This is a genomic window from Psychrobacter sp. DM8, assembly GCF_051307025.1.
In the GTDB taxonomy this organism is placed as follows: Bacteria; Pseudomonadota; Gammaproteobacteria; order Pseudomonadales; family Moraxellaceae; genus Psychrobacter.
Genome location: NZ_CP195538.1, coordinates 1,781,096 through 1,807,259 on the forward strand (window position 1 = coordinate 1,781,096; position 26,164 = coordinate 1,807,259).

Below are 26,164 nucleotides of genomic sequence, written 5' to 3' on the forward strand. Positions count from 1 at the left end.
TGACATCATTAGCCGGTATTAAAGATAAACCACAATCAGGACACGCGCTATTAGACTGATTAACCAAAGTCATATTTCGAGCATTCTCGCAGCGAAGCGGTGAGTTACTACAGTATCCAATCATAAGGTATTATCGACCCCTTTTTATAAAAGACAGCGTTTACTATCACTACTTCATCATCAATCATTGTGCACTTATTTTAATTAAAGTCACCATCTTAAACGATCAAAATATGTGACGTCCAAGATACCTTTAATATCTTTGGCGTCAATTTAGCTTTAAATCCTTACCATCTGTAAGGTTTTTATATTATACTGTAGGTAGAACGATAAGAGCTGATCCTAAAGCTACTATTGGCCTTTGACCCCTGATGCCATCCCTCATCGGCGGTCTATCACTCACTTTTAGTATTAAGGAATACATGATGAAACTACAATCCCTAGTTTTAGCGACTGCGACTGCAATGATGATGACAACGGCTTTTGCTGTTCCTGCGGGTACTTGGACGCTAGGCGCAGGCGCGCATGGCGTTGTACCCAAAAGCGATAACGGCACCTTATTAAATGGTGCGCTGTCGGTTGATGTCGATGATGATATTCGCCCGACTCTTACAGGTGAGTATTTTATCGCTAACAATGTAGGCATCGAGCTACTAGCCGCTATTCCTTTTCATCATGATATTACCCTAACTGACGCGGGCGGTAATCAAATCGATGCAAAAACTCAGCATCTTCCACCTACTTTGTCTGTGCAGTATCATTTTGATAATAGTATGATGCCAATGAACATCAAGCCCTTTGTGGGCGTGGGTGTCAACTACACTACCTTTTTTAAAGAAAGAATCGGTACTGGTGATGATTTAGAGCTTGATGACAGTGTTGGCGTTGCAGGTCATGTCGGCGTAGATATTCCCTTTGCACCAACAGAATCATTCCGTATTGACGCACGCTATATGGATATAGAAACAGACGTCAAGTTAAATGGTAATGATATCGGCTCTGTGGATATAGATCCTTGGGTATACGGCGTTGCCTTTGTCAAACAGTTTTAATCGACTTATGCTAAACACCAAAAAAAGCCAGCTCAATAGCTGGCTTTTTTATCTTTAAACTGGCTGTTTTATTACTTTATAAGCTAAGTACTAAAGTAGAATACGACGCGGATCAGCGAGTAAGGTTGTAATATAGCGAGTAAACACAGCAGCATCAGCACCATTAATAACGCGGTGATCATAAGACAAAGATAATGGCAGCATCAAACGCGGCTCAAAGGTTTGTGTGCTCTCATTCCAGCGCGGTTGCATACTCGCTTCAGACACGCCTAAAATACCTACTTGTGGCCAGTTTACCAAAGGTGTAAAGGCGGTGCCGCCCAAGTTACCTTGACTCGATATGGTAAAGCTTGCGCCTTGCAAATCTTTGGTACCAAGCTTTTTATCACGGGCTTTTGCTGCCAGCTCACCGATCTCAACGGCGATCTGCTTGAGACCTTTGTCCTGAGCATCTTTAATAACAGGGACAATCAGACCGTCATCAGTAGCAACGGCAATACCCATATTGACACTTTTGCGTAGGATGACTTGCGTATTATCATCACTCAAATGACTGTTAAAGCGCGGATGCTGAGTCAGCGCATAAGCGGTCGCTTTGACAATAAAGGCTAGTATGGTAAAGCCAATACCTTCCGCTTTCATGCCGCCTTTGAGCTCGCCGCGTAGCTTTTCGGTTTCGGTAATGTCTGACAAATCAAACTGCGTCACTTGCGGCAAATAGGTATTGTAGTTGAGCTGCGGGATTGAGACTTTTTGCAAACGGCTTAAATCTACCGTTTCGCTTTCTCCCCAAATCTCTGTATTACTCATATCAGGCAAACTTGGCAACCCTGAACCAGCTTGCACGCTACTAGTAGGCGCCGCCTTTTGTGTGGTAATACGCTCTTTGACATGTGCGAACAAATCCTCTTTTAGGATACGATCATTGATCGCTGAACCATTAACTTGAGTAATATCGATACCCAATTGACGCGCCAGCTTACGTACGGCGGGGCCTGCATACACTTCAGTCAACTTTTGATTGACCTCACGCTCTGTCAGCTTGTTATCCGCTCCTTTAGCTACTTGCTTAGGCTCACCCGTAGTTTGGTTTTGCGCAGAGGTATTTGCGTCCGAGCTATCTTTAGATTCTGATTTGGCAGGCTCTTTGTTCTCAGACGCTTTACTCCTGGACTCTTTGTCTTGAGAGAATTTAGTATCCGCTTTGTCGCTATCACTACTTTGTGAGCTACTCCCTTTGATAATAATAAAGTCTTGACCGTTAGCGACCATGTCACCTGCTTCAACCAATATTTTCTCAATCGTACCTGCCTCTGGCGCAGGCACTTCAACAGAGGCTTTATCCGACTCAATCAATAGTATGGATTGATCCGCGCTCACCGTATCGCCAACACTAACCATAATCTCAGCAACTTGTGCTTCATCTACGCCTAAATCTGGTAGCGCATGGGTGGTGCTAGCGCCCGACTTGGTAGTAGATTTATCTTCGCCTGCCGTGTCAGCATTTTTAATATCAGCCTTTTGCTCCTGGTTATCGTCAGATTCAGAGGGTTCTTTATTGTCTTGTTTAGCCTTGTCTTGTTTAGCCTTGTCTTCATCTGAACTTTGATTGTCGCTTTTAGCATCACTACTGTCATTGTTGCCCTCGTCGCTTTCAAGCTCAATGAGTACCATACCTTCGCTGACTTGATCACCGACAGCCACATTGATATTCGTCACTTTACCAGCAGCTGAGCTTGGTACTTCAACAGAGGCCTTGTCAGACTCAATCAAAATAATGTTGTCGTCTTTGGCGATGACGTCACCGACTGCTACCATGATCTCGCTGACTTCAGCACTATCAACACCTAAATCTGGGGCTTTAATTTCCATCTTGTCCATCCTTGTCTTTTAATTACCTAGTCGTGTGATTATTAGTCATGAGGTTTATTCTGCGACGTCATCATCGTTAAGCAAAGTGGCATCGGCTTGATCTTCAGCACGGCCTTCACTTGTGATTTCATCGTCGTCTTCACCGACAAACTCAGGTACAGGATTTGGGTTGATATTGTCAGAAGCTGGCGCTGGCGCATCTGGGAAATGATCGTACTGCGGCTGCGTCTGCCAAGCAGGTGGCTGATCGGCATCGATATCAAAGCTTGAAATGGCGTCTTTGACCAAACGCATTTCCACCTCGCCCTCATCTGCTAAGCGCTTCAACGTCGCTACTACAATGTGTGCCGCGTCGACATGAAAGAAGCTACGCAGTTGCTCGCGGGTATCGGAGCGACCATAGCCGTCAGTGCCAAGCGTAGTATAAGGACGGTTATCAGGGAGCCAAGCGCGGATCTGCTCTGAGTAGTTACGCATATAGTCAGTCGCTGCTACCACGATGCCTTCATGCGGTGCGAGCAGTTCTGTGACCCAAGGCACGACTTCATCGTCCATGGGATGCAGACGGTTATAGTCATCACAGGCCATACCATCGCGGGTCAGCTCATTAAAGCTGGTCACGCTCCAGACGTTTGATGTGATATTAAACTCATCTTTTAAGATGCGCGCCGCTTTTTGTACTTCGCGCAAGATCACGCCTGAACCGAGCAGCTGCACTTGGCTTGAGCCGTTATCTTCTAATAGATACATGCCGCGCTTGATGCCTTCTTCCGCGCCCTCTGGCATAGCTGGCTGATCGTAGTTTTCATTCATGAGTGTCAGATAATAGTAGACGCGCTCGCCCTCGCCATACATACGGCGCAAACCGTCGTGCATCACGACTGCAAGCTCATAACCGAAGCAGGGATCATAGCTGACGCAGTTGGGTACGGTGTTGAACAATATTTGCGAATGACCATCTTGATGCTGTAAGCCCTCACCATTCAATGTCGTACGCCCTGCTGTTGCACCCAACAAGAAGCCCTGCGCTTGACAGTCGCCTGCCGCCCAAGCAAGATCGCCTACGCGCTGAAAGCCAAACATAGAATAGTAAATATATAGTGGTATCATCGGCAAAGCATTGACTGAATAGCTGGTCGCTAGTGCTATCCACGTACTCATCGCGCCCGCTTCATTGATACCTTCTTCTAGCATATGCCCGTCGATGGCTTCTTTATAACCCATCAACGCCTCGCTATCCTCCGGCGTGTATTTTTGTCCTGCCGCAGAGTAAATCCCTAATTGACGGAACATACCCTCAAGGCCAAAGGTACGCGCCTCATCTGGCACAATAGGCACAACGCGATCTTGAATGTCTTTGTTTTTGAGCATCGCTGATAGCAGGCGCACGAACACCATAGTGGTCGACTGCTCTTTGCCTTTACTGCCTTGTAGGACGCGATCAAATATCGAAAGCTCTGGAATATTGAGGGGAATATGACCACTACGGCGATTAGGCAGATGACCGCCCAATGCCTCACGACGACCCTTGAGATACTTCATCTCTATAGAGTCCTCGGCAGGGCGATAAAACGGCAGCGTCTCTAGCTGCTCATCGGTAAAAGGCAGATCAAAGCGATCACGAAAGTACACCAGCGCTTCTTGATCCAGCTTTTTGATCTGATGCGATTTGTTTACCGCTTGTGCTTGATCCGACAACCCATAACCTTTGACAGTTTTGACTAAGATAACGGTTGGCTGACCCTTGGTTTTCATCGCTTCGCTAAAGGCAGCATATACCTTCATTGGATCATGACCGCCGCGATTTAGACGTGAGATATCTTTATCAGAGAGCTCATTTGCCATCTCTTCTAGTTCTGGATACTTACCAAAGAATTCTTTACGGACAAAGTCAGGCGTACGCGCTTCGTAAAGTTGATACTCGCCATCGACGGCTTCCTCCATACGGTGTTTAAGAACGCCCGTCTCATCTTTGTCAAGCAGCGTGTCCCACTGACCGCCCCAAATGACCTTGATAACGCGCCAACCTGCCCCGCGAAACACCGACTCTAGCTCTTGAATGATTTTGCCATTACCACGTACCGGTCCATCAAGACGCTGCAAATTACAGTTGATTACCCAAATCAGATTGTCGAGCTTTTCACGTCCTGCCAAGGATATCGCGCCCAAGCTCTCAGGCTCATCGGTCTCACCATCTCCTAAGAACGCCCAAATCTTACGACCTTCAGCTTCTAGTAGACCGCGGTTTTCCATATAGCGGTGTACATGCGCGTGATAGATCGACATAATGGGGCCAAGACCCATAGAGACGGTCGGGAACTGCCAATAATCTGGCATCAGATACGGATGCGGATAGCTTGAGAGACCCTTACCACCGACTTCACGGCGAAAATTATCAAGCTGTTCTTCATCGAGGCGACCCTCTAAATAAGAGCGGGCATAAATACCCGGCGCTGAGTGACCTTGGTAGTAGATCATATCCCCACCGAAATGGTCGCTTGCGGCGCGAAAGAAATGGTTAAAACCGGTCTCATACAATGTCGCACTAGAGGCAAAAGTCGCTAAGTGACCACCTAAGTCATCATCATTTTTGTTCGCGCGCATGACCATAGCGAGCGCATTGTAGCGGATCAAAGCGCGAATTTTGCGCTCGATAGTGTGATCGCCTGGGTACATCGGCTCATCTTCGACAGCGATAGTATTAATATAAGCAGTGTCTAAGCGGTTAAAGGGTAGGCCCTCTTGTACCGCCATGTTGTATAGCGCTTTGAGTAAAAACTGCGCCCGGTCTTTGTCCGTATGCTTAATCACAGATTCAAAAGCATCTAGCCACTCTTGGGTTTCTATGCTGTCTACGTCCTTGTAATAATTCATCTTCATCAATCCTTTTTAAGTCTTGTCTGTCTTATGACAGATTATCGTTAGAACAAAATGGTTCGGTAAGCTACAAATAAGTAACTATAAAAAAGCGGTCAATAGTTAGGAGACTATATCTATCTATTATAAGCGCATCACAACGAATTGTTTATGGCTTTGAAGAAATGACAAATTAACAAGTATTTAGTAAAAAAATAATGAATAGTAATTATATGAATATTGATAACTTTAGGCTTAGTCTACAAGGAATATGGCTAAATTTTAGTTGCTAATAACTGAATAGTTTTAGATATGGTTAGACCTTTATTAAAGTTAAGCTAATAATTTTTTTAACCTAAAGGTGTTAAAGGCGCAAAGTTTATTTTATGATGATGCATATAGATTATTTAATCTACAAGGAAACGTTATGAAGCAGAATGTTTGTAGTAAAATTATCAAAAATTTGTGTCGCCCGGCTCATCATATAGGGTTAACCTTACTTACATTGTCTGGAACTTCAGCATTGGCTGCCGTTACCTGTCCTGCTAATTTTGTTTCTGATGAATTTGCAACTTCAGATTATACCAGTCTAGCGCCAGTTGTTTCACCGCCCGCTCCTAGAGCCAATGAAAGTATTATTGGTATTAAAAATGAGAGTTATTTAATAGCGTCCAATACTTTGAGTACTAGCGGTACTTTAGATACTGGAGGCACAAATATATATCAATCGGATATTACTGGTGGCATTCAAGTTTTTCGTTTTTATCAAGATTTTGCTGATAAAGCAAGCACACGAACCGCTTCTTATACCTTCAATAATAGATTCACCAATCAACCTCAAGCTCTTAGTAATGTTGGCATTAGTATTTATGATATAGATACTAACTATGCAGGCAGAGACTTTGCTGGCAATAGATATTTTGAGTTTTTTGACCAAGCTACCATTACAGGGGTTACTAGTACAGGGACAACGATTAGTCCAATCCTACAATCCAAAGGCGCTGGAATTACCAGTACAGCACCTTATCGGCAAACAAATCTGACCAGCAGTGTCAGTTGTGGTGGTTTGGATAGTGATTGCAAAGTTTCAGTAAGCTTTAATCAACCTGTCGTTAAAGTAGACATTACATATGGCAATAATACTAACTTAAATTATTATGATCAAAGCGATGATGATGGTGATGGAGTTCAATTCAATGACCCAGGTGATCAACTTATTGATATCAGATTCGATGGCTATTGCTATCAGCCACAGCCGCGACTCACTTACAAGAAGGTATTGTCTGAGCCTCGTAAAGCTGACACAGATGAATTTGTAGTTCAGATAAAAGACAATTCAAATAACATTGTCGTCACTAATAATATTACTTCTACAACGACATCCGGCGAGGGTAATATTGTCACAAACGGAACAGGTACGACGGGAGTATTCAAGGTAGATCCTACTAAAACCTATACTTTGACTGAATCGGCTTCAGGCACTACTAATTTGACAGATTATAGAGCTTCCTACACATGTCAGAAATCAGATAGTACAACAGTAGCAACTCTAAGCCCAAGTAGTTTACAGCTTACCTATGGTGATAATTGGACATGTACAATTACTAATGGCAAACGTAATTTTACCTTCTCAGGCATTGTTTTTAATGATAATGGCGGCATTACAGCAAGCAGCACCACCAGCCAAGATATATCCTCTACTTTTACGGGTAATGCCAACTACTTTAATACAGTCTTTGATAGTGCGACTGAATCTGGCATATATGATGCGAGCATGAGCATACGTTTGACTGATTGTAATGGTACCAATATCACAACTACGTCAGCCAATCCGCAGCCCGTTTCAGACACGCAAGCGACCAGAGGCAGATACAACTTTATTGTACCTGCCAGCGCGCTTACTAATAGAACTCGTGTCTGCGTGGTGCAGGATGAGCCAAGCACTTGGGATTATACGGTAGATACCACGCCAGATAAGCGTGAAGTTACCTTAGTCAATGGTGTGTTTGACTATAAAACTGAGAGTAATGGTTCTCGCAATTTAGATTTTGGCGAAGTACGCGCTGAAAATGCTGCTCTAGTACTGATCAAGTCTCAATACGTTCATGAATGTAATGATAGCCTCAACTATCAAAGTGTTGGTAGCAGTGAGAACCCAACGCTAGGCTTTAGTATCAACCCTATTAGCGATGTCGATCCAGGTAATTGTATTGCTTATCGCATTCAGGCTTATAACCGTGGTCATATCGGACTTCAGCAAGTGCAGATTAGTGATACCATTCAAAGTACGCCTGTGGTCTCAGTATTCAAGCGCCCAGCACCGTTATTTGTGCCGACCTCAGTTGCCAGTCCAAGCGTCGCTTACGATACCAATGGTACGATTCAATCCAATTTCTTTAATTTAGCGGCAGCAACCAGTCAACCTACTTTAGCGACACTGTATTTCAATACCAAGTACGGTACGACTCAGTCGAACTAATTGATAGTTATCGGTTTATCTCAATTTTTACTTCTACTCTAAATGGGCACTTTTATCTCCAAAAGTGCCCATTTATATATAAAATTTCCCTTCATTTGCACTTCGTCCTACTATATCTACCTTTCATAATATAGTGTTAGGCTTTCGTAACGACTATGACTAGTATAGCTTGTTATATTAGCATTACTGTTTTAACTAGATGGCTTATTACTCGGTAGAGTTAGATCATAGGACACAAGAATATGTACAACACTCATCATTCTCTATATTCGTATTTTACGAGTATGTCTATCCTTAGAGTACTTATCTTTATTGTGTGTGTGACTTTACTTTTTAGTAGTCAATCGTCCTATGCACTAGCTACTAACCCCGGTGCAACCTGTGATGCTGGTTTTGAAAAAAGTGGTTTAGATGATTCAGATTATTCGAGATTAGCATCCTCTTTAGGCAGTTTTGTAAATGTAGCGGGTGACGCTGCAGGTAGTATTCCGTTACAAATCAAGATGACAATAACAGAGAGCAACGGGCCTCCTACAGGTAATAGTTCTTTTACTGCAACAACAGTAAGCAACAAAGGCGTATTTAATGTATTCCGTGACTTTCCTAATATGCAATCAGTTACTTCGATTGAATTTGATTTTCGCAATAGAATTACAGAACAGCCAATATTTTTAACTAATGTTGCCCTTAGTGCTTTTGACATTGACTTTGCAAACAGTAGTAATGGAAACAGTTTTGATGATTATGTTCTGTTTACAGGAGTTACTGCAAATGGAAGTATTATTGATGGCTCTTATCAAGCAATAACTGATTCGAGAATTCGTTCTTTTAATGATTCTAGACCAAACACACCTGGAGTAGGGTTATACATTCTTGGTAATACCTCCAATTGCCCCGCCAACGCTTTAGGTACAACTTGTCAGGGATCTGTACAATTTTCAGAACCTGTAAAATCTGTAAAAGTTCGTTACTCCAATGCTGATTTTCGTATTTTTAATAATGACAATCCGACAAACCAGCAGATCTTTCTTAGTTTAGATAACTATTGCTATGTTCCGCAGTATATTTTCTCTGGTACTGTATTCAATGACAATGGCGGAATCACGGATACTCAGGCTGATGCAAACAATGCTAATATCAGTAGCGGTACCTATTCTAATAGACCAAACTATTTTAATGGCGTATTTAATCCTCCTCAAGAGTCAGGTATCAGCGGAAGTACGGTGAGGTTGGCAAATTGTGCAAACCCTGGAACTACTTATCCAACCCAATCAGTTCTCAAAACTGGGGCACCGACTGGTGCTTATCAGATTAGTATTCCTAGAACTACTTTAGGTAATAATACAAATCTTTGCCTTGTTGAGAGTCGAACAGGAAACACTTATCCTATTCGTACTACTAGTGACAGTCGTAATACTGGATTTTCAGCGACTACTTATAACTATCCAAATAACGACTTTGGTCGTGTTATTGCCGAAAACGTCGCTTTAGTGCTTAAAAAATCTCAGTACATAAACGACTGCCCTGCTACACTAAACTACGCCGGTATCAATGACGCGCCTACTCCCCTTATAGGGTTTAGTACCGCAATGATTGAAGGTATAGCACCTGGCAGGTGTATTGCATACAAAATCACGGCGACCAACCGCGCTAATATAAAGATTGATAACTTTATTATGGACGATGTGTTGCAGAAAAAAGGTACAGCTGGTGCTCTTGTAACATCGGTACTCGCTAATCCTGCGCTTGCTACTGCTGACTACAACATCTCTAGCAGTCCTGCTATTGGTGCAAACGGTATAGTAACTACTAAATCGCTTGTATTACCGCCGCGCTCTAAACGTGATTTTTACTTCAACACTAAATATGGTACGAGTCAGTAATGTGATCATACTACTACCTAACTAACTCAAAACTGCCTGACTAATAGTGATATTAGTCAGGCAGTTTTGGGTTTGCTGTACGTAAGCTGAAGCATATGCTTTTATTCAAAATCTCAACCGACCGTCGTAAAGGTTTTATCACTTAGTCTAAAAATTCGGTATACCATTCAGCTACTTCAAACTGCCATTTATCACCTTTTCAATGACATATTATTATCATTCTGTGAATATGCAGTTATGAAAAATTCCCAGCACTATCAAAGCACTGTCTTCAATAATTAATACAAAACCAGTTGTCTATTGTCGTTTTCAGCATATCCTTTATGTCGAAAGCATTGTGCTGCGAGTATCCAAATATCACCGTTATAGAAAGGATTTTGATATGTCGCATTTTAACTTTTTACGTAATTCAGTATTAGCAGTAGTCGCCTCTACCGCTTTGTTTGGCGCCGCTTACGCTGATGACGCACTCAAGATGGATTTATCTGCTAGTAAAGTCATCAAAAACGCTGAAGGTAAAGTCGCTTACGTCCCTGTCAGCACCGCACCTGCTGGCACCACTATCCAGTACAAGGCCAACTACACCAACACTGTAAATAAAGACATCAATAATCTGATGGTGACCTTGCCTATCCCTGCCAATATGACTTTCACTGGCGATGCCTCTCCTGCCAGCGCTCAAGCTAGTGTCGATGGCAAGAACTATGCTGATATGCCGCTCATGCGCAAAGTCGATGGCAAAATGGTCAAGATTCCGTTATCTGAATATCGCACTCTACGCTGGAACATCAAATTACTGCCTGCTAACAAGTCTGCTGCTGTAGCTCTCAATACGACCGTTAGCTAACTAAGTCTTTTACCAAATTTTTATTACTTAATTAACTGAATCTTTACCATTTTTTGTCTCGGAGTCTTCTATGAAACCAAACACCTTTAAACATAGTCTGATCGCAGTCGGCGTCACCGCTGCTCTAGGTATCTCAACTGGTGCTATGGCAACTAACACTACCACTGGTACTACTACTACTAATGTTGATATCAAAAACATTGCAACTGCCAACTATGATGTCGCTGGCGTTAAGCAGCCAGAAGTTAAATCTAACGAAGTTATCGTTCGAGTATCAGAGCGTCTGTCTTTTTCATTAACTGCAAACAATGAAGATGGTACTCCAAATGATACCATCAATGAAAATCTAGACGTAGCTCCCAACGGTTTTGCAGTGTTTCAGCATACCTTGACTAACACAGGTAACCGTAGTGATACTTATACTGTCAACTTGGCGAATTTGACAGATGACGATGCTGATTATGATCTTACAGCTTCTACAGTGTCTTATTCTATATATAATGCAGGCCAAGTACCGGGTACCGACACTCCTGTATCAACGCAATCCAATCTTTCAGTTGCTACTGTCAATGGAAACACCCTTACCTTAGAGGCAGGTCAGTTCATCAAGTTCACTATCAATGCCAAAACCAAAGATAACAAAGGCGGTAATAGACAGAATCTTAGACTCACGGCTACTAGTGCACTACTGCCTGCTGCCAATAGAACACTGACTAACAATGATAAATCAGTGACTAAATTGCCTACTTTTAGTATCGTTAAGACGGTAACTAACGCATTAGATCTAAACAATGCGAATGACACGGCTACTTATCAGATCGTTATTAAGAATCCAACGACCGCATACTCTGCTAATGCAACTGATATCACCATTACCGATAACTTGCCAGCGGGCCTGCTTATTGCACAAGCATTGACGACAAATAGCATTACAACTAGTGGTAGTGCAACCAAAGGCACGCTCAATCAGACGAATAAAGGCTTTGAGTTGACAGGAGTAAATATCCCAGTCAATGGTAGCATCACGATCAACTTTACGGTCAAAAAAGACCCTAATACTGCCTTAGCTAATAACGCTTTGAACCATGTCAAAGTCACTGATGATTTAGATAACAATCCAGCTACTGACAACACTTTGATCGATAGCACAGACAGCACTGTCGAAAACGTCAACCAATTCTACCCTGTCGATGATACCGACTCTACCAACGGAACTAATGCTACTGGTAATGACGGTAACGACTCTACTCAGCCATTAGGTACTATCAAACGTAATTTGACGCTCACTAATCCAACTGTTAAAGAAATCGCGCCGACCTCAGGTACCGCAGGTCAAGCCACTCATCAAACGATTATTACTAACACGGGTCAAAATACTGAAGGTGATGTAGCAGGTAGATTGACGTTTACGATAACTGACAATGATAACGGTACAGCAGACGCGGTAAATATTGTACCTGGTTCTGTGACCCTTACCTATGATCCAGATGGTCCTAATGGTTCTGCACCAGCACAAACTGCTGTCGGTATCACACCTAATAGCAGCGGCGTATATGATATCAAGACTGCCCTGCCTAACGGTATCGCACCTACAGGTACGGTTACGATCAGTTATAATGTCTCATCAGAGAATGCTGAAATCGGTTTTTCAGAAGATACTGTAGTAAAACTCACTGCAAGCGGTACAGGCGCGCCTACTGTCGCTCCAGTAACCGACAGAACCGATATCAAAGGCTTGACTCTGGTTAAGAGTCAAGCGCTAGATGCTACTTGTAAGGGTACTGCCGATACTGCCTTTAGTAGTTCTGCTGATCCGTTGGCAGCAACGCCTGGTCAATGTATCATTTACCAGATCGTTGCTACCAATACTTCTACTACGGCGCGAGGGTTCGATATACAGAATCTAGTAGTATCGGATGCAACGTCTAATTTTTCAGCGACTGCCGATTATAGAGGCAACTCTTTTGCAACAACGACTACTACAGGTAATGGTACGACTGTGACGGCTCCAGCTGCATTGAATTCAGCTAATACTGCTATTAGTACTACTATTAATCCTTTAGTACCCCAAGGCACGGCGACAATGAAGTTCTCGGTAAAAATCAAAACCAATCGTTAATATTACCCTTTGTTAGTAAAGTGCCCATAAGCATTAAATGTGCTTATGGGCACTTTTTTGTGTATAATGCATTCAATATACTATATTCAATATGTAATAAGATTTTTTACTATTCATATGCACATACTATTGATATTCATAAAATTGCTCGGTTTTGAGCTATTTACAAACATAGACTGCTTCAAATTGGTGGCTCTAAAAACATCTCGACTAATAGATTTTAGCTTATAAATGATTGTTATTTATGACAATTAACCGCAGATATAGAGATACACCCACTTCTATTACCATTTAACTACTCCTACCTACCACTTATCTTCTTTGTAATGACTGATTGTTACTATTTTGTGATAATACAACCATGAAAGTTGTCTCTTATCTCACTTGTCCTTATTTACCTTTATCACTCAGTGTGGCACAGATGTTGCATCGATGATTATGATTAGAATTTATACAAGTAATACATTGAACAAGGCTTATGATATGAAAACTTTTAAACTACTACGCGCAGCTCTACTAGCAACACTAGCATCTACTACTTTATTAGGTACAGCTTACGCTGAAGATGCTTTAAAAATGGAATTAACAGCTAATAAGGTTGTCAAGGACGCTGATGGCAAAGTGACTTATGCCCCTGTAAGTACGGCGCCCGCTGGTACTGTCATTCAGTACAAAGCCAACTATACCAATACTATCAATAAAGACATTAACGATTTGGCCGTTATCCTGCCTATTCCTGCCAACATGGCATTTAATGGTGAGGCAACGCCCGCTAGCGCACAAGCGAGTATCGATGGCAAGAACTACGCCGATATGCCGCTTATGCGTAAAGTTGATGGCAAGATGGTCAAGATTCCATATTCTGAGTACCGTACCCTGCGCTGGAATATTAAATTACTACCCGCCAAGAAGTCTGCCGCTGTGGCACTGAACACCATCGTTGAATAGTTCGTTTTTGGACTATTTATTTACACCCTTTAGGAGATTTACCGTATGAAACCTAACGCTTTTAAATACTCAGTGCTCACCGTCGGCATTACTGCTGCTATGGGTATCGCTGGCACTGCCAGTGCTGATACCGTAACCTATAATCAAGAAGATGCGTTTGAAGTCAAAAACGTTGCAACTGCTACCTATAATGTCGCAGGCGATGTCAACAACCCTCAAACTGCTGAATCAAATGAAGTGACTATTAATGTTACTGAAACTGGTGCTTTTAGCTTAGTTGCAACTTTGACCGATGGCAATCAAAACGCTGACGATAACGCAGATATCGATATCGAAGCACCACTTAGTGCAACGGTCGACTTTACTCATACCTTAAAGAACGAAGGTAACGTTACCGATACTTATACTATTGATCTAGTCAATCAAGCAAATGATAATTTTGATTATGACTTAGACGATACTGTTATCACTTACCAAAAGATTGGTGCTGATGGTGATCCTGTTGGTGGCGTTGTTACTATTAATAGAGGCGATTCTATTGAGCTTGCACCTGGTGAATCGGCTGATATCACTATAACAGCGATATCTGATGATAATCGTGTTATTGATAGCAATGGCATATTGACCGTCACAGCGACCAGCCAGTATCTAACAGGTAAAGGTGAGCCTGCTACAGCTACTAACATAGACAATGCTATTACTACTGCCCCTATCTATGCTATTACAAAGTCTGCAAACTCAAACCTTAATAACAACATTATCGATTTGAACAATGATAATGCTTATGTTGACTACACAATTACTGTTGAGAACGAAGGTACTGCTGATGGTACTGATATCACTATTACAGATGCGCTTCCTAATGGCTTAGTAGCTATCCAAACTGGTGAGCCGAACTACAGAGCGCCTACGACTTCTGGCGCTGGTAATACTACTGCACCAGTTATTTCGTCAGACGGCAGAACAATTACAGCTAGTGGTGTAAATGTCGCTCAGGGTCAGACCGTTACGATTACTTTCCGTGCTAAAAAATCTGATGGCGCTACTGATGCTAGTGATTTTACTAACTATGCTGTTGTTACAGACGATCTAGACGGTGATAACATCCCTGATATCACAGATAGTACTGACGATAATGTTGATAACACTTTTGAGGATCCGAATGATCCTAATAACCGCGGTGAAGACAACAATGATGACGCGACCGTTACTCCGAGCAATCAAACTCGCGATTTAAACATCACTGACGCTCCTGATAAGGAAGTTCCATTACAGAGTACGGGCAATGGTTACACCTATACTATCAGCAATGATGGTACTGATGTTACAGAAGCAGACGCTCCTGATGAAGTGTTGTTTACTGTTGAAGTGACTGATAGTGATGATCCTAGAAATGCTATCGACATCACTACTGTTTTTGTAGATACTAATGGTAACGGTATACTAGATAACGGTGAGACTGTATTAACTCCTAATGGTAATGGTGAGTACGATCTTAATGACGCAGATACAGATGGCCTAGCCCCTGGAGAGTCCGTTAATATTGGCGTCTTAGTCGATACCAATGGTTCAGGTAGTAATAATGGTCAAGACAGTGATATCGGTAAAAATGAAACGATCACTATTACAGTCTTGCCACAAGGTGAAGTAGAAGGTACGCCTGCTCCTACTGATGATATCTCTCAAAGTTCAAAGACAACTATGCAAGGTATTGATTTATTCAAATTCCAAGCAGCGGCAGCTTGTGGTACTGATCCACAATCGATAAGCAACTGGACCACTGCTAATGTCGTTGCAACTGCTGATCAGTGTGCGTTCTACAAACTTGAGGCAACAAACACCTTTACCAACACTGAAGTTAACACAGTTACATTGTCAGATGTTTTAGCCAGTACACTGACTTACGCAGGTGACTACGTTTCTGATACGTCAAACAACTCAGCTCCGGCGGCAGCTGATATCTCAGGTCAGACTGTTGGTGGCACCTTCGCTACTCTAACGGGTCAAGAAGTTGGTAATATCTACTTCTCTGCTACTATTTCACAAACAGGTACTAACCCAGCTCCATAATTGTTGAATCATGATCAAAGGAGTTTTCTTAATCTGGTTAAGAAAACTCCACTTTTACCCTTTATCTTTATATATCCATTATATTTTCTTTCATAAGTAGGATTACCGAATATGCGTCAAGCTGTATTTTCGTCTCGTAACCCTCGCTACCGTACAGGCGCACTAACTGCCCTGACGACGTTGGCAGCGTCGATGCTACTTATGCAAGCAAATATCGCTCATGCCGAAGATGGCAAGGGCGTGACCACGATTAATAATATTGCACAGACCAATTATAAAGTTGGCAACAGTACGCAAACAGGCACCTCAAATCAGGTCAGCTTTAAATCTTTAACCCTGCCTCAGTATGACGTCAGCATCACTCAACCTGCACTACAGACTGTCAACGCCGGCGATACGGTTCAGTGGATTAACGTCCTATCGAATAACGGTACCTTTGATGAAGAAGTCGTCGTCAGCTTTGACTACCCGAATACTTTGTCTAACTTTGTCGTTTATCAAGACATCAATAATAACGGTATTATAGATGGTGCTGATGAACAGCTTGTCCTAGACGGATTAAGCGCTCAAATTGCCTTGGGTCAAGCCGAGAGCATTCAGCTTATTGTACAAGCGCTAACCGATCGTAACGCTACTAGTGGCGATACTGCTGAGATCAAGGTTGGCGCCGTAGTGGTCCAGGACGAATCCGTAACAGCCGCTGCAACCGACAGACTGATTATTGTCAAGCCAAGTATTGGTTTTACAGACGAAAATTTTGATACTACTCAGAACAGCACTCAAGTAGGCTCAAATGTCTACGTTGAAGCCAACTATGCGCAGTGTAACGTGCAGCCTAATGCCAAAGATCAAGTATGGGTGACGATTACCTCAGAGCTTACAGGCGATAAATACTCTCTAAAAGCAACAGAGACAGGCGACAACACAGGTAAATATCAAGTCGCGGCGCCTACCCAAAACAACGCTAATGCCATCGATGATGAGATCATTCAGACGCTACAAGGCGATACTCTAGCGGTAACGCTTGATGCTTGTATCACGCCAGAGGGTGATCGCGTTAATATCGATAGTAATATTAGCAGCAACATCACTGTCATGGATCAGTCAGCCAGACTACAAGTGGTAAAAGAAGGTGATGTCAAATCAGCTGATCTTGGTGATTATGTCAACTACAGCATTAACGTTACCAATAATGGCGCAGCCACAGCATTCGATGTCGAGCTAAAAGACGCGTTGCCGCGCGGTTTTGATTATGTCAAAGGTAGTGCACGTATCAGTCAAGGCGCGGGCGATGCTGATACCGATATTGATATCAATCAGGCACAGACGACTGAGTTTAAAGTAGATGGCAAGTATCAAGTTCTAAGTTTAGGTACGCTAGCTGCTGGCGAGACCAAAAACGTTACTTATCGTGTGCTTATCGGTGCCTCATCATTAGGTGGCGACGGTATCAACCGTGCCACCGCTGTCGCTCGTGATGATCGCGGCAATACCTTTGCTTCGATGGAATCGCAGTGGGAAATCGACGTTAGCCGTGGCCTTATGAACACCGACGGTATCATCATCGGTAAGGTCTATCACGACATTAACCGCGATGGTATTCAGCAAAAAGAAGATGGCGAGCTTGGCGTGGCTGGCGTACGTATCTATATGGAAAACGGTAACTTCATCGTCACCGATCCTGAAGGTAAATATAACTTTTATGGCGTTAGTGCCAAGACGCACGTGCTCAAAGTTGACCGCACGACAATACCTGCTGCCAGTGAGCTGATTACCCAAAGTAATCGCAACGCTGGAGATGGTGGTAGCCGTTTTGTTGACCTTAAGTATGGCGAGTTGCACCGTGCTGACTTCGCTATCGTTGGCGGTATAGGCGATAGTACTGAGCGCTTAAATACTGAGCTTGTCGCCCGTAGCAAAAGTATCAGTGCCAAAAATAACACTTTAGAACAAGCGGTTAAGAGCAAGCTTGATCTAGAACCTATCTATGATCGCGATTATACCGATAATGTCGATGCTAGTGGTTGTAAGTCTAATGATGTCTTAGACCAAAGTATCAAATGCGATTCAGCGATAGTAACAGAGCTTGTCAAGCCTGGTGCTGAGCGCGTTAATATGGACGTCACAAAAGTCGTTCAACCCAAAGAAAAAGTGCTCGAAGAGTACCTAAAAGAAGTTGCTAACAACGACGTTGCTTTTATTAATTTGAGCAATAATCAACAGCTTGCCTCTTATAAACAGATGGTACAGGTACAAGCGCCGCTAGGCTCAAACTTTACGCTATATGCTAATGATAAAGTGGTATCAGCTGAGCAAATCGGTAAAACGGCTGAGCAAGAAAAGCAAAACGTCACCGCGTTTGACTACTACGCCGTTGATCTAAAGCGTGGTCGTAACACTTTGCGCGGCGTAGCCACTGATGTTAATGGCCAGGTTATCTCTGAGCAGTCTATTGACGTGACGACTCCTGACAGTTTGCAGGCGATTAAATACCGTACTCAAGAGGCTTTGGTTGAAGCTGATGGTATCAGCGAGTACCAGATTGTTGTCAGCTTAAAGGATCGTGACAACCGTCCTTATGTGGCGTCAACGCCGATCACTATCGATACCAATATCGGTCGTATCAATTTACCTGACGGTAGTAAAGATAAAGCGGGCACGCAGGTTACTGTCAATGGCGGTGAGATACTGATCCCTGTTATTGCGCCAAGCGTCGCGGGTAAAGGTGAGCTTGTTATTGATACGGGCAGTAGCAAGCAAGTTATCGATCTGCAGTTTATTCCAAAGCTGCGTCCACTGATTGCTGTAGGTATCGTTGAAGGCGCCATTTCACTAAAAGACTTTGATGGTAGTAGTATCACTGATGCTCAAGGCGCGTTTGAAGAAGAGCTTCATGAGTTTTCGGGTAATGATGATTACTCAGCGACGGGCCGTGCAGCAATGTTCCTCAAAGGCAAAGTTCGCGGTGATTATCTATTGACGCTTGCTTATGATAGTGACAAAAAAGGTGAGCGCTTGTTCCGTGATATCGAACCTGGCGAGTACTACCCTGTCTATGGCGACTCATCAGCTAAAGGTTTTGATGCGCAGTCAACGAGTAAGCTCTATGTACGCTTAGATAAAGGTCGCTCATTTGCCTTTTATGGTGACCTAAAGACTCAGATCGACAATGATGATGGTATCAAACTTGGTCAGTATAATCGTACGCTTACCGGTCTAAAAGCGCAGTACGAAGATGCTAATACGCGCGTAACTACTTTTCTTGCCGAAACTAGCTCATCGCAGCGTGTGAATGAGACGCGTGGCCTTGGCATATCAGGCCCCTACCCGCTTGCTGAGAACTTTGATGCGGTACTTGAGAACTCTGAGACTGTTGAAGTTATTACTCGTGATGCCAATAACCCTGGTCTAATCGTACGCCGTGAGACGCTTACTCGCTTTGCTGATTATGAGATTGACCCTATTAGTCGTAGCTTATTTTTAAAAACGCCGATTGCCAGTCAAGACTTGGACGGTAATCCAATCTACATCCGCGTCACTGTAGAAGTAGACGAAGGCGGCGAAGACTATTTCGTCGGTGGTATTGCAGCCAAGCAGCAGATAAATGATAAGGTCTCTATCGGTGGTAGTTACGTCAATAGTGATGACCCCCTTAACAAAGAAGAGCTCGCTAGTGTTAACAGTGTCATCAAGTTTAACGATAAGTTAAAGCTAGTCGCTGAATATGCGATGAACAAAGCTGAAAATCCAAATTATCAGCCTAGCAATCAGATCAATGCTGATGAACTAGACGTGCAAGACGCTGACGGTGATGCACTACGTATCGAGCTTGACTATGATGATAAGAAAAATACCCGTGCAAAAGCTTATTACAATGACGCTGACGAAGGCTTCGTTACTGGCGCGTCTCCATTAACGGCGGGACGTACTGAGTCTGGTATCGAGATTACTCATCTTATCAATGATAAGAAGACCGCGCTTAAGCTTGAGGGCGTACGCACAGAAGATCATACTACTGAGGCGAGCCGCGAAGGCATTCAGGCCAGTATTGAGCAGCGCCTAAGCAAAAATGTCGTCGGTGAGCTTGGTGTACGCTATTACAAGCAAGACGCAACTGCAGCTTCACGTAATACTCAAGCAGCTACAGATACCATCGATCCTACAGACGATACTTTATTTGATGATGATATTATCAATCAATCTGCACTCAATGGCGTCAGTACTGCTGATAAAGATATCGAAGGTACGACAGCTCGCGCTCGTATTACCGCACGCCTGCCTAAGCTCAATAACAGCTTAGTATTTGCTGAATATGAGCAAGATATTGAGAATAGCTCACGTAACGCTACCTCCGTTGGTGGCGAGACGCCGCTAGGCAATCTAGGTCGTCTGTACGCGCGTCATGACTTAATCAATAGCTTGTCAGGCAGCTATGGTCTCGATGATACCGACGAGCGTCAACGTACCGTCATCGGGTTTGATGCCAACTACATGAAAGATGGTAAGGTCTATAGCGAATACCGTATGCGCGATGCTATCAGTGCTCGGGAAGCAGAAGCGGCTATTGGTCTCAAAAACAAATGGTACGTGCAAGAAGGCTTGACCCTTAATACACTGTTTGAGCGTGTTGAGTCTTTAGAAGGCGAAGAGAACAATACCGCAACCGCAGCCGGTATTGGTGTTGAGTATTTAGCACAAGAGGACTACAAGGCCTCAGGGCGTTTGGAGAAGCGCTGGGGCGAGTCTAGTGATACGTTGCTAGGTAGTGCAGGTATTGCTTATCGCTATACTGACGATATCACTTTGCTTGCAAAAGATACTTACTCGCGCATTGATTACGATGATGGCGACCGTACGGTTAACCGTTTTCAGTTGGGCGCAGCTTATCGTGATTTAAATAGCAATCAGCTTGATATGCTAGCCAAGCTTGAGTATCGTTTGGATGACAACAATACTGGCGATGACACTTATCGTAAAGACACCACTATTTGGTCATGGAACGGCAACTACCATCCGACGCGTCCACTGACTTTGTCTGGTCGTTACGCTGGTAAATATACTGAATACGAAGCCGATGGCATCTCAAGTGATAACACTGCTCACGCCGTCTATGGGCGCGGACTTTATGATCTTAGCGAGCGCTGGGATGTCGGCTTGCAAGCGGGTACTTACTGGAATGATCAAGCAGATGATCTAGCGTATATGCTAGGTGCTGAGGTCGGCTATAGTCCTATGACCAATCTATGGTTATCACTGGGTTACAACTTCATGGGTTTTGAAGATGATGATATCGCCTATGATGATAGTACGCAGCAAGGCGCTTACTTTAGACTGCGCTTTAAGTTTGATGAAGAGCTGTTTAAGCGTGATGATCCAAGTAAGAACAAGCGTTTAAATGATAACTCTACTTTATAATAAGTAGAGTTATCTTAGTTTTAAATAGCGGTTTTTAGTAACGTTTGATGTGTACCTGATCTCTTTAAAGCGCCGAACACTTATCTCCTTAATAAAAGGTTTGTATTATGATGACTGCCTCAGACCTCAAAACTAAAATACTGACTTGTCAGCGCCATCTCCCAGCTGCTCTATCAGCGATGTTGCTAGCACTTATCGCCTCGTCTGCCTCTGCAGATTTAGACTTTGCCAGTACTACTCGTATTACCCCAGTCTCTCAACCTATCGTAGTACAGCCCATTATTGTCCAAACTGATGTCCAACCAGTGACTAATCCTATAGTAGAAAGCCCTGTCGTCAGTAGCATGGTTACCAATCAAATTAGCGCCTGTGATGATAATGACTTACAAACGTCTAAGTATCAGACCTCACAGCAGCGCGATATCGCTTGTATGATTGCGCAGTTGCAGCCCTATGAGCAGTCAAATGTCACTGCGCGTCAACAGTATCTAGCGTACAAGGCGCAAGCTTGGCTTATTTATGCCAACAACAAATATAGTATGAATAGCCGCGCCGCTATCGCTGACTATGCGTATGAGAGGGGCAGTACTATTTTTTATGCGCTAAAGAATAATAAAGAGCAAAGCATTGCACTTGTCAGCGACATTCCTCAAACCTCTGATATGATGCGCCCTGACCTTTGGGCAACATTGAGTGCGCTCAAAGATTCAGGCGGTATCGATAGTGCACCGCGTGAGCTGGCCTTTAGTGAGGTGTCTCTTATTTGGGCGGCAGCAGATCACTGTGCTCGCGGTTGGCGCGAATCAAGCCCTCATTTTAGGATGGCTGATCGATGGTTGGAACAAGCTCGAGAAGCTTATATTAATGCCAATACTGATATAGATAGCGCCGCCCTGATTAAACACATTAACGACTATTACCAGCAGTATGAACCACTAGATGCTAGAAATGATATCTGTAACGGTCAAGTCATGCCTGTAGACAGTCAGGTTCAAAGCAGTGCTATTATTCCTATGCCTAAACCAACGGCGACGTATACCCTCGCTGACCAGTAACTAAATAGATTGTCGCCTAATACAAAGAAGCCAACATATCAATGTTGGCTTCTTTGCGTGGATATATAGATTACCAATATATAGTACAGACCACCTATGAGTTTAATATTGACTCAGACCCATAGGCGAGCCCAATTTATGAACCCTTTTTTGCTGGTAGTTTCTCTGGCAGATAACAGCGCAAGTAAGCGATGAATGCTGTATTTGCTTCTTGTATATACTCATCTGTAATCGCTTGATGACGGCGATACGACAAAGTAAAGATTGCATTAATGATGCTATAAGCTATCAACATAGTGTCTTGAATATCGTCAAAGCTTGGCATCTCATAACGCTCAGATAAGCGCTTGTATACCAAATTAACGATTTGATGATCGATGTCTTCACCGAAGCTATCGCCTTCAAAATCAGGGGTGTTGGTATCGTATATCAGCTTAGCCTTGGTCTGGTCTTCATGAAATATCTGTACGCAGCGGTCGATAAGTGCAGTCAAATACCCCTGCCATCTATCATAGCCACCTGTCTCAACGGTTGCTAGTATTTCTAATAGTTCAATAGCATTCAAAAAACGCAGTGCCAAAAATATCGCTTCAATGTTAGGAAAGAAGTGATAAGCAGAGGCTCTGGGAATACCCGCTTCTTCACACACAGCAGCTAGAGTAATGTCATTAATCGCTTGCGTTTCACTTAGCTTTTTGGCGCCTGCCAATAATTTTTGACGGCGTACGCGGCCTTGCTGACTGGTAAATTTAAATTTATTCGGTACGAGCATTTTTGCCAGTTCCGAATCTACAAGTACGTCTTCTATCTTGTCGTCTTTATTCTCACTCATTACAAACCTCTTAGCGTTACGCCTTATGTTTTTGTCTACCGTCATTATTAATCGATGCTAAATCTGGTGTTAATGTAACACCTTGATATTAGCAATTTTCATGCCACAACGTTTTAGTGCAAATGGCATCAGACCTGACTGTACGTTTAATAAGTAGGCATTTATAAATACTTATACATTATTAAGCAAAAGACATAAATAGGTCAAATAATAATGTATCGATTAACGATTGATAACGTTAACCGTTAAGCTTTATTTTAGCCCTGATTATACCATGATCAGTGGGTCTATCGGCATAATCCCATTTGAGATGATCATTAAAATAATCGACCCTCTCTACATACCCAAGGGCAAATTTACTCTCAGGTAAAAACTCTTCAGAAACAAATAGCTGATCGATAACCTCAGGCATACCTTGATAAATATGCGTGTAGGCAACGTCTTTCATCCATCCATAGCGAGCTTGCACGCGAGCTGCGTCAAATAATGATACGTCACGCATACTTTTATCATAATTTACCTCCCCTGTCTCGGTCATCAACTGAGTAGTCACGCTACCGGTCACATCATTCATATCACCTAGTAGTATGAGCGGCTCACGGGTATGATAAAGGCGCTCGATAATAGACAAACGGATAGAAGCCGCTTCTGCTGCGCGCATGCATAAGCTACGGAGCTTGGCACGGATGCGTATGTTTGGATCATCCATATCTTCTAATAAATTACCATCGTCATCACGCAAGAAAAAAGCACGTTTGCTCTTTAAATGCGCTGTAACTATAGTGATTGGCTGCCCAAAGGCATTGACTCGTAATAATAGTGGCGGACGGTTAAAGCGCTCATAAGGCCCTACATCAGGGATATCGATGACCGCTTTTGGTGCAATTTGTTCAAGTAAGCTGCTCTCTAATTGCTCAAAACGAGTGATAATACCAACTGCAGGCGTTTTTTGCGCACCAAGCCCGCGAGTATGCACGCTAGCTGTATTATTACTCGCTAGTGGTATAACAGCATGTTCAGGCTTGAATTTTAATGCCACTGCCAAGTCCTCGAGCGCATCACTGTCCCATACTTCTTGTACTGCAATAATATCAGCATGTGCTTTTGCCAATAGATCTGACAAGCCTTTTAGTTTGTGTGCATAATCTTGTTTATTATAAGCTGGCGCGTTGTCATAGTAGATGCGCTCTGCATTGGCAAAGTTTAAAAGATTAGCAGTAGCTATGTAAAAAGAGCGGCGAGTGTTACTACGATTGGATTCAGTCATAAGACCCTTTATATGATTGTCAGTGTAATAGCTTTAGTGTCAGTGTCAGTGTAATAGCTTTAGTCAATGTGAGCGCGATTCGCGGTAGGTTTTACTCTTGCTATCACAAAAGCTATCGCACCAATAACGGATGCCATAACACAGAGTATCAATAACTTGTCGTACTTGTGCTCTACGCCAAATATAGGCGTCATCACAGCGAGGTATCCACCGTTCTCAAGCATATAAATAATGCCAGCGCTAAGCGCCGAGACAAAGCTGATAACAATCGCCCAAGGTTTGACCTCCCAGCTTGACCAAATGCTAAAAAATACTACTGGTGCCAAAAATAGTGAGGCTGTACCACTCACCGCGACTGCATCAAATAAGTCTTTGCTACCTGTCGCAATAAATGCCAAACCCACCAATAAAAATCCAAGCATCACCAGCCTGCCATTATTGACTGTAGGTTTGATGAGTTTCATATCGACAGCTACCAGCTTAGCGGCGCTGGCATAAGTAGAGTCGAGCGTCGATATCGCTGAGATTATGAGCGCAAAGCTAAATAACATCATAACCAAAGGTGAAAATAGCGTGCTGAGCGTTTGGGTGACCTCTGTCGCCCCACCAGCATTATTTAACTGCGCAAATACGCCAAGCAGGCCAAACAGTACAATACAGATGATAGAGATGGGAGCCGCATAGTAAAACGACTTTTTGGTGGTTGAGCGATCTGCCAAAAATCCGCGATCGGTCATCACAGGGTCGTGAGCCGGATAGCTCCAGACTTGAATAAAAGCGACTATAAGAAGTATCCAGCCCTTATTATCAGTACTATTTGATGAGTTGATAATTTCGTTCAATGAAAACAGCGGATGGGTGAACATAGCTACTGACAGTACCGCTATCGCCCCAATCGTCAACAGTGCCTGCACAACATCTGTCTTAAGCGCAGTATGCAACCCGCCAATAGACGAGTAGATCAAAGTGGCCACCGCGATAAATAAGATAATATAAGTCTCATTAAAGCCGACAAACAAGGTAGTGATAAAGCCAAATACTAACAAGTTGCTAAAGACTTCACTGACTAATCGAAAGCTAATAACCGCATTAAAGAAATGCTCGCCCACTCTGCCAAACTTTGCCTGCATAAAGGTTTGCATATTATCAAAGCCATGTTTGAAGCGTAGGCTGTCGACAATATGAGCGCCAGTGATAAAGCTAAAATAGTACATAGCGTAAGCTAGAGCACCTGCAATACCATAAAAGAACCCAAGTATGGCTGCATTCATCAACGAGCGCGCAAATATCCAAGTGGTGACTTGTGACAATACCAAAGTCCATAGCCCAGGCGCTAAGCCTTGGCTTGATTTACCTTGATAAAAACGTGCAGCATCAGATGCAGTTTTGAGATTTTGATTTGCTAAGGTATCAGTCATTTGCTCTATGTTCATTATTATTGTCAGACTAAGATTAGCACAACTTTTTGA

The 26,164-nt window shown here is 43.1% G+C and carries 14 protein-coding genes; 9 read left to right on the forward strand and 5 right to left on the reverse strand.

From position 1 onward, the window contains the following. The first annotated feature begins 425 nt into the window (after positions 1-425). Positions 426-1,052, forward strand: coding sequence for an OmpW/AlkL family protein (locus ACR64J_RS07585; RefSeq protein WP_435951052.1), 627 nt, complete (start codon positions 426-428; stop codon positions 1,050-1,052). Positions 1,053-1,142: 90 nt separating this feature from the next. On the opposite strand, the gene ACR64J_RS07590 is transcribed toward ACR64J_RS07585, so the two are convergent. Next, positions 1,143-2,924, reverse strand: a complete 1,782-nt coding sequence (locus ACR64J_RS07590; protein WP_435949119.1) for a 2-oxo acid dehydrogenase subunit E2 — start codon at positions 2,922-2,924, stop codon at positions 1,143-1,145. A 54-nt stretch (positions 2,925-2,978) separates the two neighbouring features. After that, on the reverse strand, positions 2,979-5,798 hold the full coding sequence (gene aceE, locus ACR64J_RS07595) for a pyruvate dehydrogenase (acetyl-transferring), homodimeric type (RefSeq protein ID WP_435949121.1): 2,820 nt from the start codon (positions 5,796-5,798) through the stop codon (positions 2,979-2,981). A gap of 409 nt (positions 5,799-6,207) precedes the next feature. Here aceE and ACR64J_RS07600 point away from each other — a divergent pair, with 409 nt between their 5' ends. The 8 genes from ACR64J_RS07600 to ACR64J_RS07635 all read left to right on the forward strand — a co-directional run bounded on the left by ACR64J_RS07600 (position 6,208) and on the right by ACR64J_RS07635 (position 22,596). After that, positions 6,208-8,259 carry a hypothetical protein gene (locus ACR64J_RS07600; RefSeq protein ID WP_435949123.1) on the forward strand — a complete coding sequence of 684 codons (2,052 nt, stop codon included), beginning with the start codon at positions 6,208-6,210 and terminating at the stop codon, positions 8,257-8,259. A gap of 242 nt (positions 8,260-8,501) precedes the next feature. Beyond that, a complete protein-coding gene (locus tag ACR64J_RS07605) occupies positions 8,502-10,142 on the forward strand; it encodes a hypothetical protein (protein ID WP_435949124.1) in 1,641 nt (546 codons plus the stop codon). A gap of 382 nt (positions 10,143-10,524) precedes the next feature. Continuing rightward, positions 10,525-10,989 (forward strand): hypothetical protein, encoded by a 465-nt coding sequence (locus tag ACR64J_RS07610; RefSeq protein WP_317199023.1) that lies wholly within the window; start codon positions 10,525-10,527, stop codon positions 10,987-10,989. Between the two features lie 70 nt (positions 10,990-11,059). Beyond that, positions 11,060-13,108 (forward strand): hypothetical protein, encoded by a 2,049-nt coding sequence (locus tag ACR64J_RS07615; RefSeq protein ID WP_435949125.1) that lies wholly within the window; start codon positions 11,060-11,062, stop codon positions 13,106-13,108. Positions 13,109-13,591: 483 nt separating this feature from the next. After that, positions 13,592-14,056, forward strand: coding sequence for a hypothetical protein (locus ACR64J_RS07620; RefSeq protein ID WP_435949127.1), 465 nt, complete (start codon positions 13,592-13,594; stop codon positions 14,054-14,056). Positions 14,057-14,101: 45 nt separating this feature from the next. Then, positions 14,102-16,126: a hypothetical protein gene (locus ACR64J_RS07625; protein WP_435949128.1), complete on the forward strand. Its 2,025-nt coding sequence runs from the start codon at positions 14,102-14,104 to the stop codon at positions 16,124-16,126. A 111-nt stretch (positions 16,127-16,237) separates the two neighbouring features. Next, positions 16,238-21,541: a hypothetical protein gene (locus ACR64J_RS07630; RefSeq protein WP_435949129.1), complete on the forward strand. Its 5,304-nt coding sequence runs from the start codon at positions 16,238-16,240 to the stop codon at positions 21,539-21,541. 107 nt (positions 21,542-21,648) lie between these two features. Next, the gene (locus ACR64J_RS07635; protein ID WP_435949130.1) at positions 21,649-22,596 is read left to right on the forward strand and encodes a hypothetical protein; all 948 of its coding nucleotides are present in this window, start codon (positions 21,649-21,651) and stop codon (positions 22,594-22,596) included. Positions 22,597-22,732: 136 nt separating this feature from the next. Here ACR64J_RS07635 and ACR64J_RS07640 read toward each other — a convergent pair whose 3' ends face one another. From ACR64J_RS07640 to ACR64J_RS07650, 3 genes are all read right to left on the reverse strand, one after another. Further along, entirely contained in the window at positions 22,733-23,428 is a 696-nt protein-coding gene (locus ACR64J_RS07640) for a TetR/AcrR family transcriptional regulator (RefSeq protein ID WP_435949131.1), read from the reverse strand. 238 nt (positions 23,429-23,666) lie between these two features. Then, on the reverse strand, positions 23,667-24,695 hold the full coding sequence (locus tag ACR64J_RS07645) for an endonuclease/exonuclease/phosphatase family protein (protein ID WP_435949133.1): 1,029 nt from the start codon (positions 24,693-24,695) through the stop codon (positions 23,667-23,669). A 59-nt stretch (positions 24,696-24,754) separates the two neighbouring features. Continuing rightward, complete coding sequence (locus tag ACR64J_RS07650) at positions 24,755-26,113, reverse strand: hypothetical protein (RefSeq protein WP_435949134.1); 1,359 nt, start codon at positions 26,111-26,113, stop codon at positions 24,755-24,757. Between the last annotated feature and the right edge of the window lie 51 nt (positions 26,114-26,164).

What these genes read in the sequence shown, in the direction of transcription:
- ACR64J_RS07585 (WP_435951052.1), top strand. Translation starts at nt 426, where the DNA reads ATGAAACTACAATCCCTAGTTTTAGCGACTGCGACTGCAATGATGATG.
- ACR64J_RS07590 (WP_435949119.1), bottom strand. Translation starts at nt 2,924, where the DNA reads ATGGAAATTAAAGCCCCAGATTTAGGTGTTGATAGTGCTGAAGTCAGC.
- aceE (WP_435949121.1), bottom strand. Translation starts at nt 5,798, where the DNA reads ATGAATTATTACAAGGACGTAGACAGCATAGAAACCCAAGAGTGGCTA.
- ACR64J_RS07600 (WP_435949123.1), top strand. Translation starts at nt 6,208, where the DNA reads ATGAAGCAGAATGTTTGTAGTAAAATTATCAAAAATTTGTGTCGCCCG.
- ACR64J_RS07605 (WP_435949124.1), top strand. Translation starts at nt 8,502, where the DNA reads ATGTACAACACTCATCATTCTCTATATTCGTATTTTACGAGTATGTCT.
- ACR64J_RS07610 (WP_317199023.1), top strand. Translation starts at nt 10,525, where the DNA reads ATGTCGCATTTTAACTTTTTACGTAATTCAGTATTAGCAGTAGTCGCC.
- ACR64J_RS07615 (WP_435949125.1), top strand. Translation starts at nt 11,060, where the DNA reads ATGAAACCAAACACCTTTAAACATAGTCTGATCGCAGTCGGCGTCACC.
- ACR64J_RS07620 (WP_435949127.1), top strand. Translation starts at nt 13,592, where the DNA reads ATGAAAACTTTTAAACTACTACGCGCAGCTCTACTAGCAACACTAGCA.
- ACR64J_RS07625 (WP_435949128.1), top strand. Translation starts at nt 14,102, where the DNA reads ATGAAACCTAACGCTTTTAAATACTCAGTGCTCACCGTCGGCATTACT.
- ACR64J_RS07630 (WP_435949129.1), top strand. Translation starts at nt 16,238, where the DNA reads ATGCGTCAAGCTGTATTTTCGTCTCGTAACCCTCGCTACCGTACAGGC.
- ACR64J_RS07635 (WP_435949130.1), top strand. Translation starts at nt 21,649, where the DNA reads ATGATGACTGCCTCAGACCTCAAAACTAAAATACTGACTTGTCAGCGC.
- ACR64J_RS07640 (WP_435949131.1), bottom strand. Translation starts at nt 23,428, where the DNA reads ATGAGTGAGAATAAAGACGACAAGATAGAAGACGTACTTGTAGATTCG.
- ACR64J_RS07645 (WP_435949133.1), bottom strand. Translation starts at nt 24,695, where the DNA reads ATGACTGAATCCAATCGTAGTAACACTCGCCGCTCTTTTTACATAGCT.
- ACR64J_RS07650 (WP_435949134.1), bottom strand. Translation starts at nt 26,113, where the DNA reads ATGACTGATACCTTAGCAAATCAAAATCTCAAAACTGCATCTGATGCT.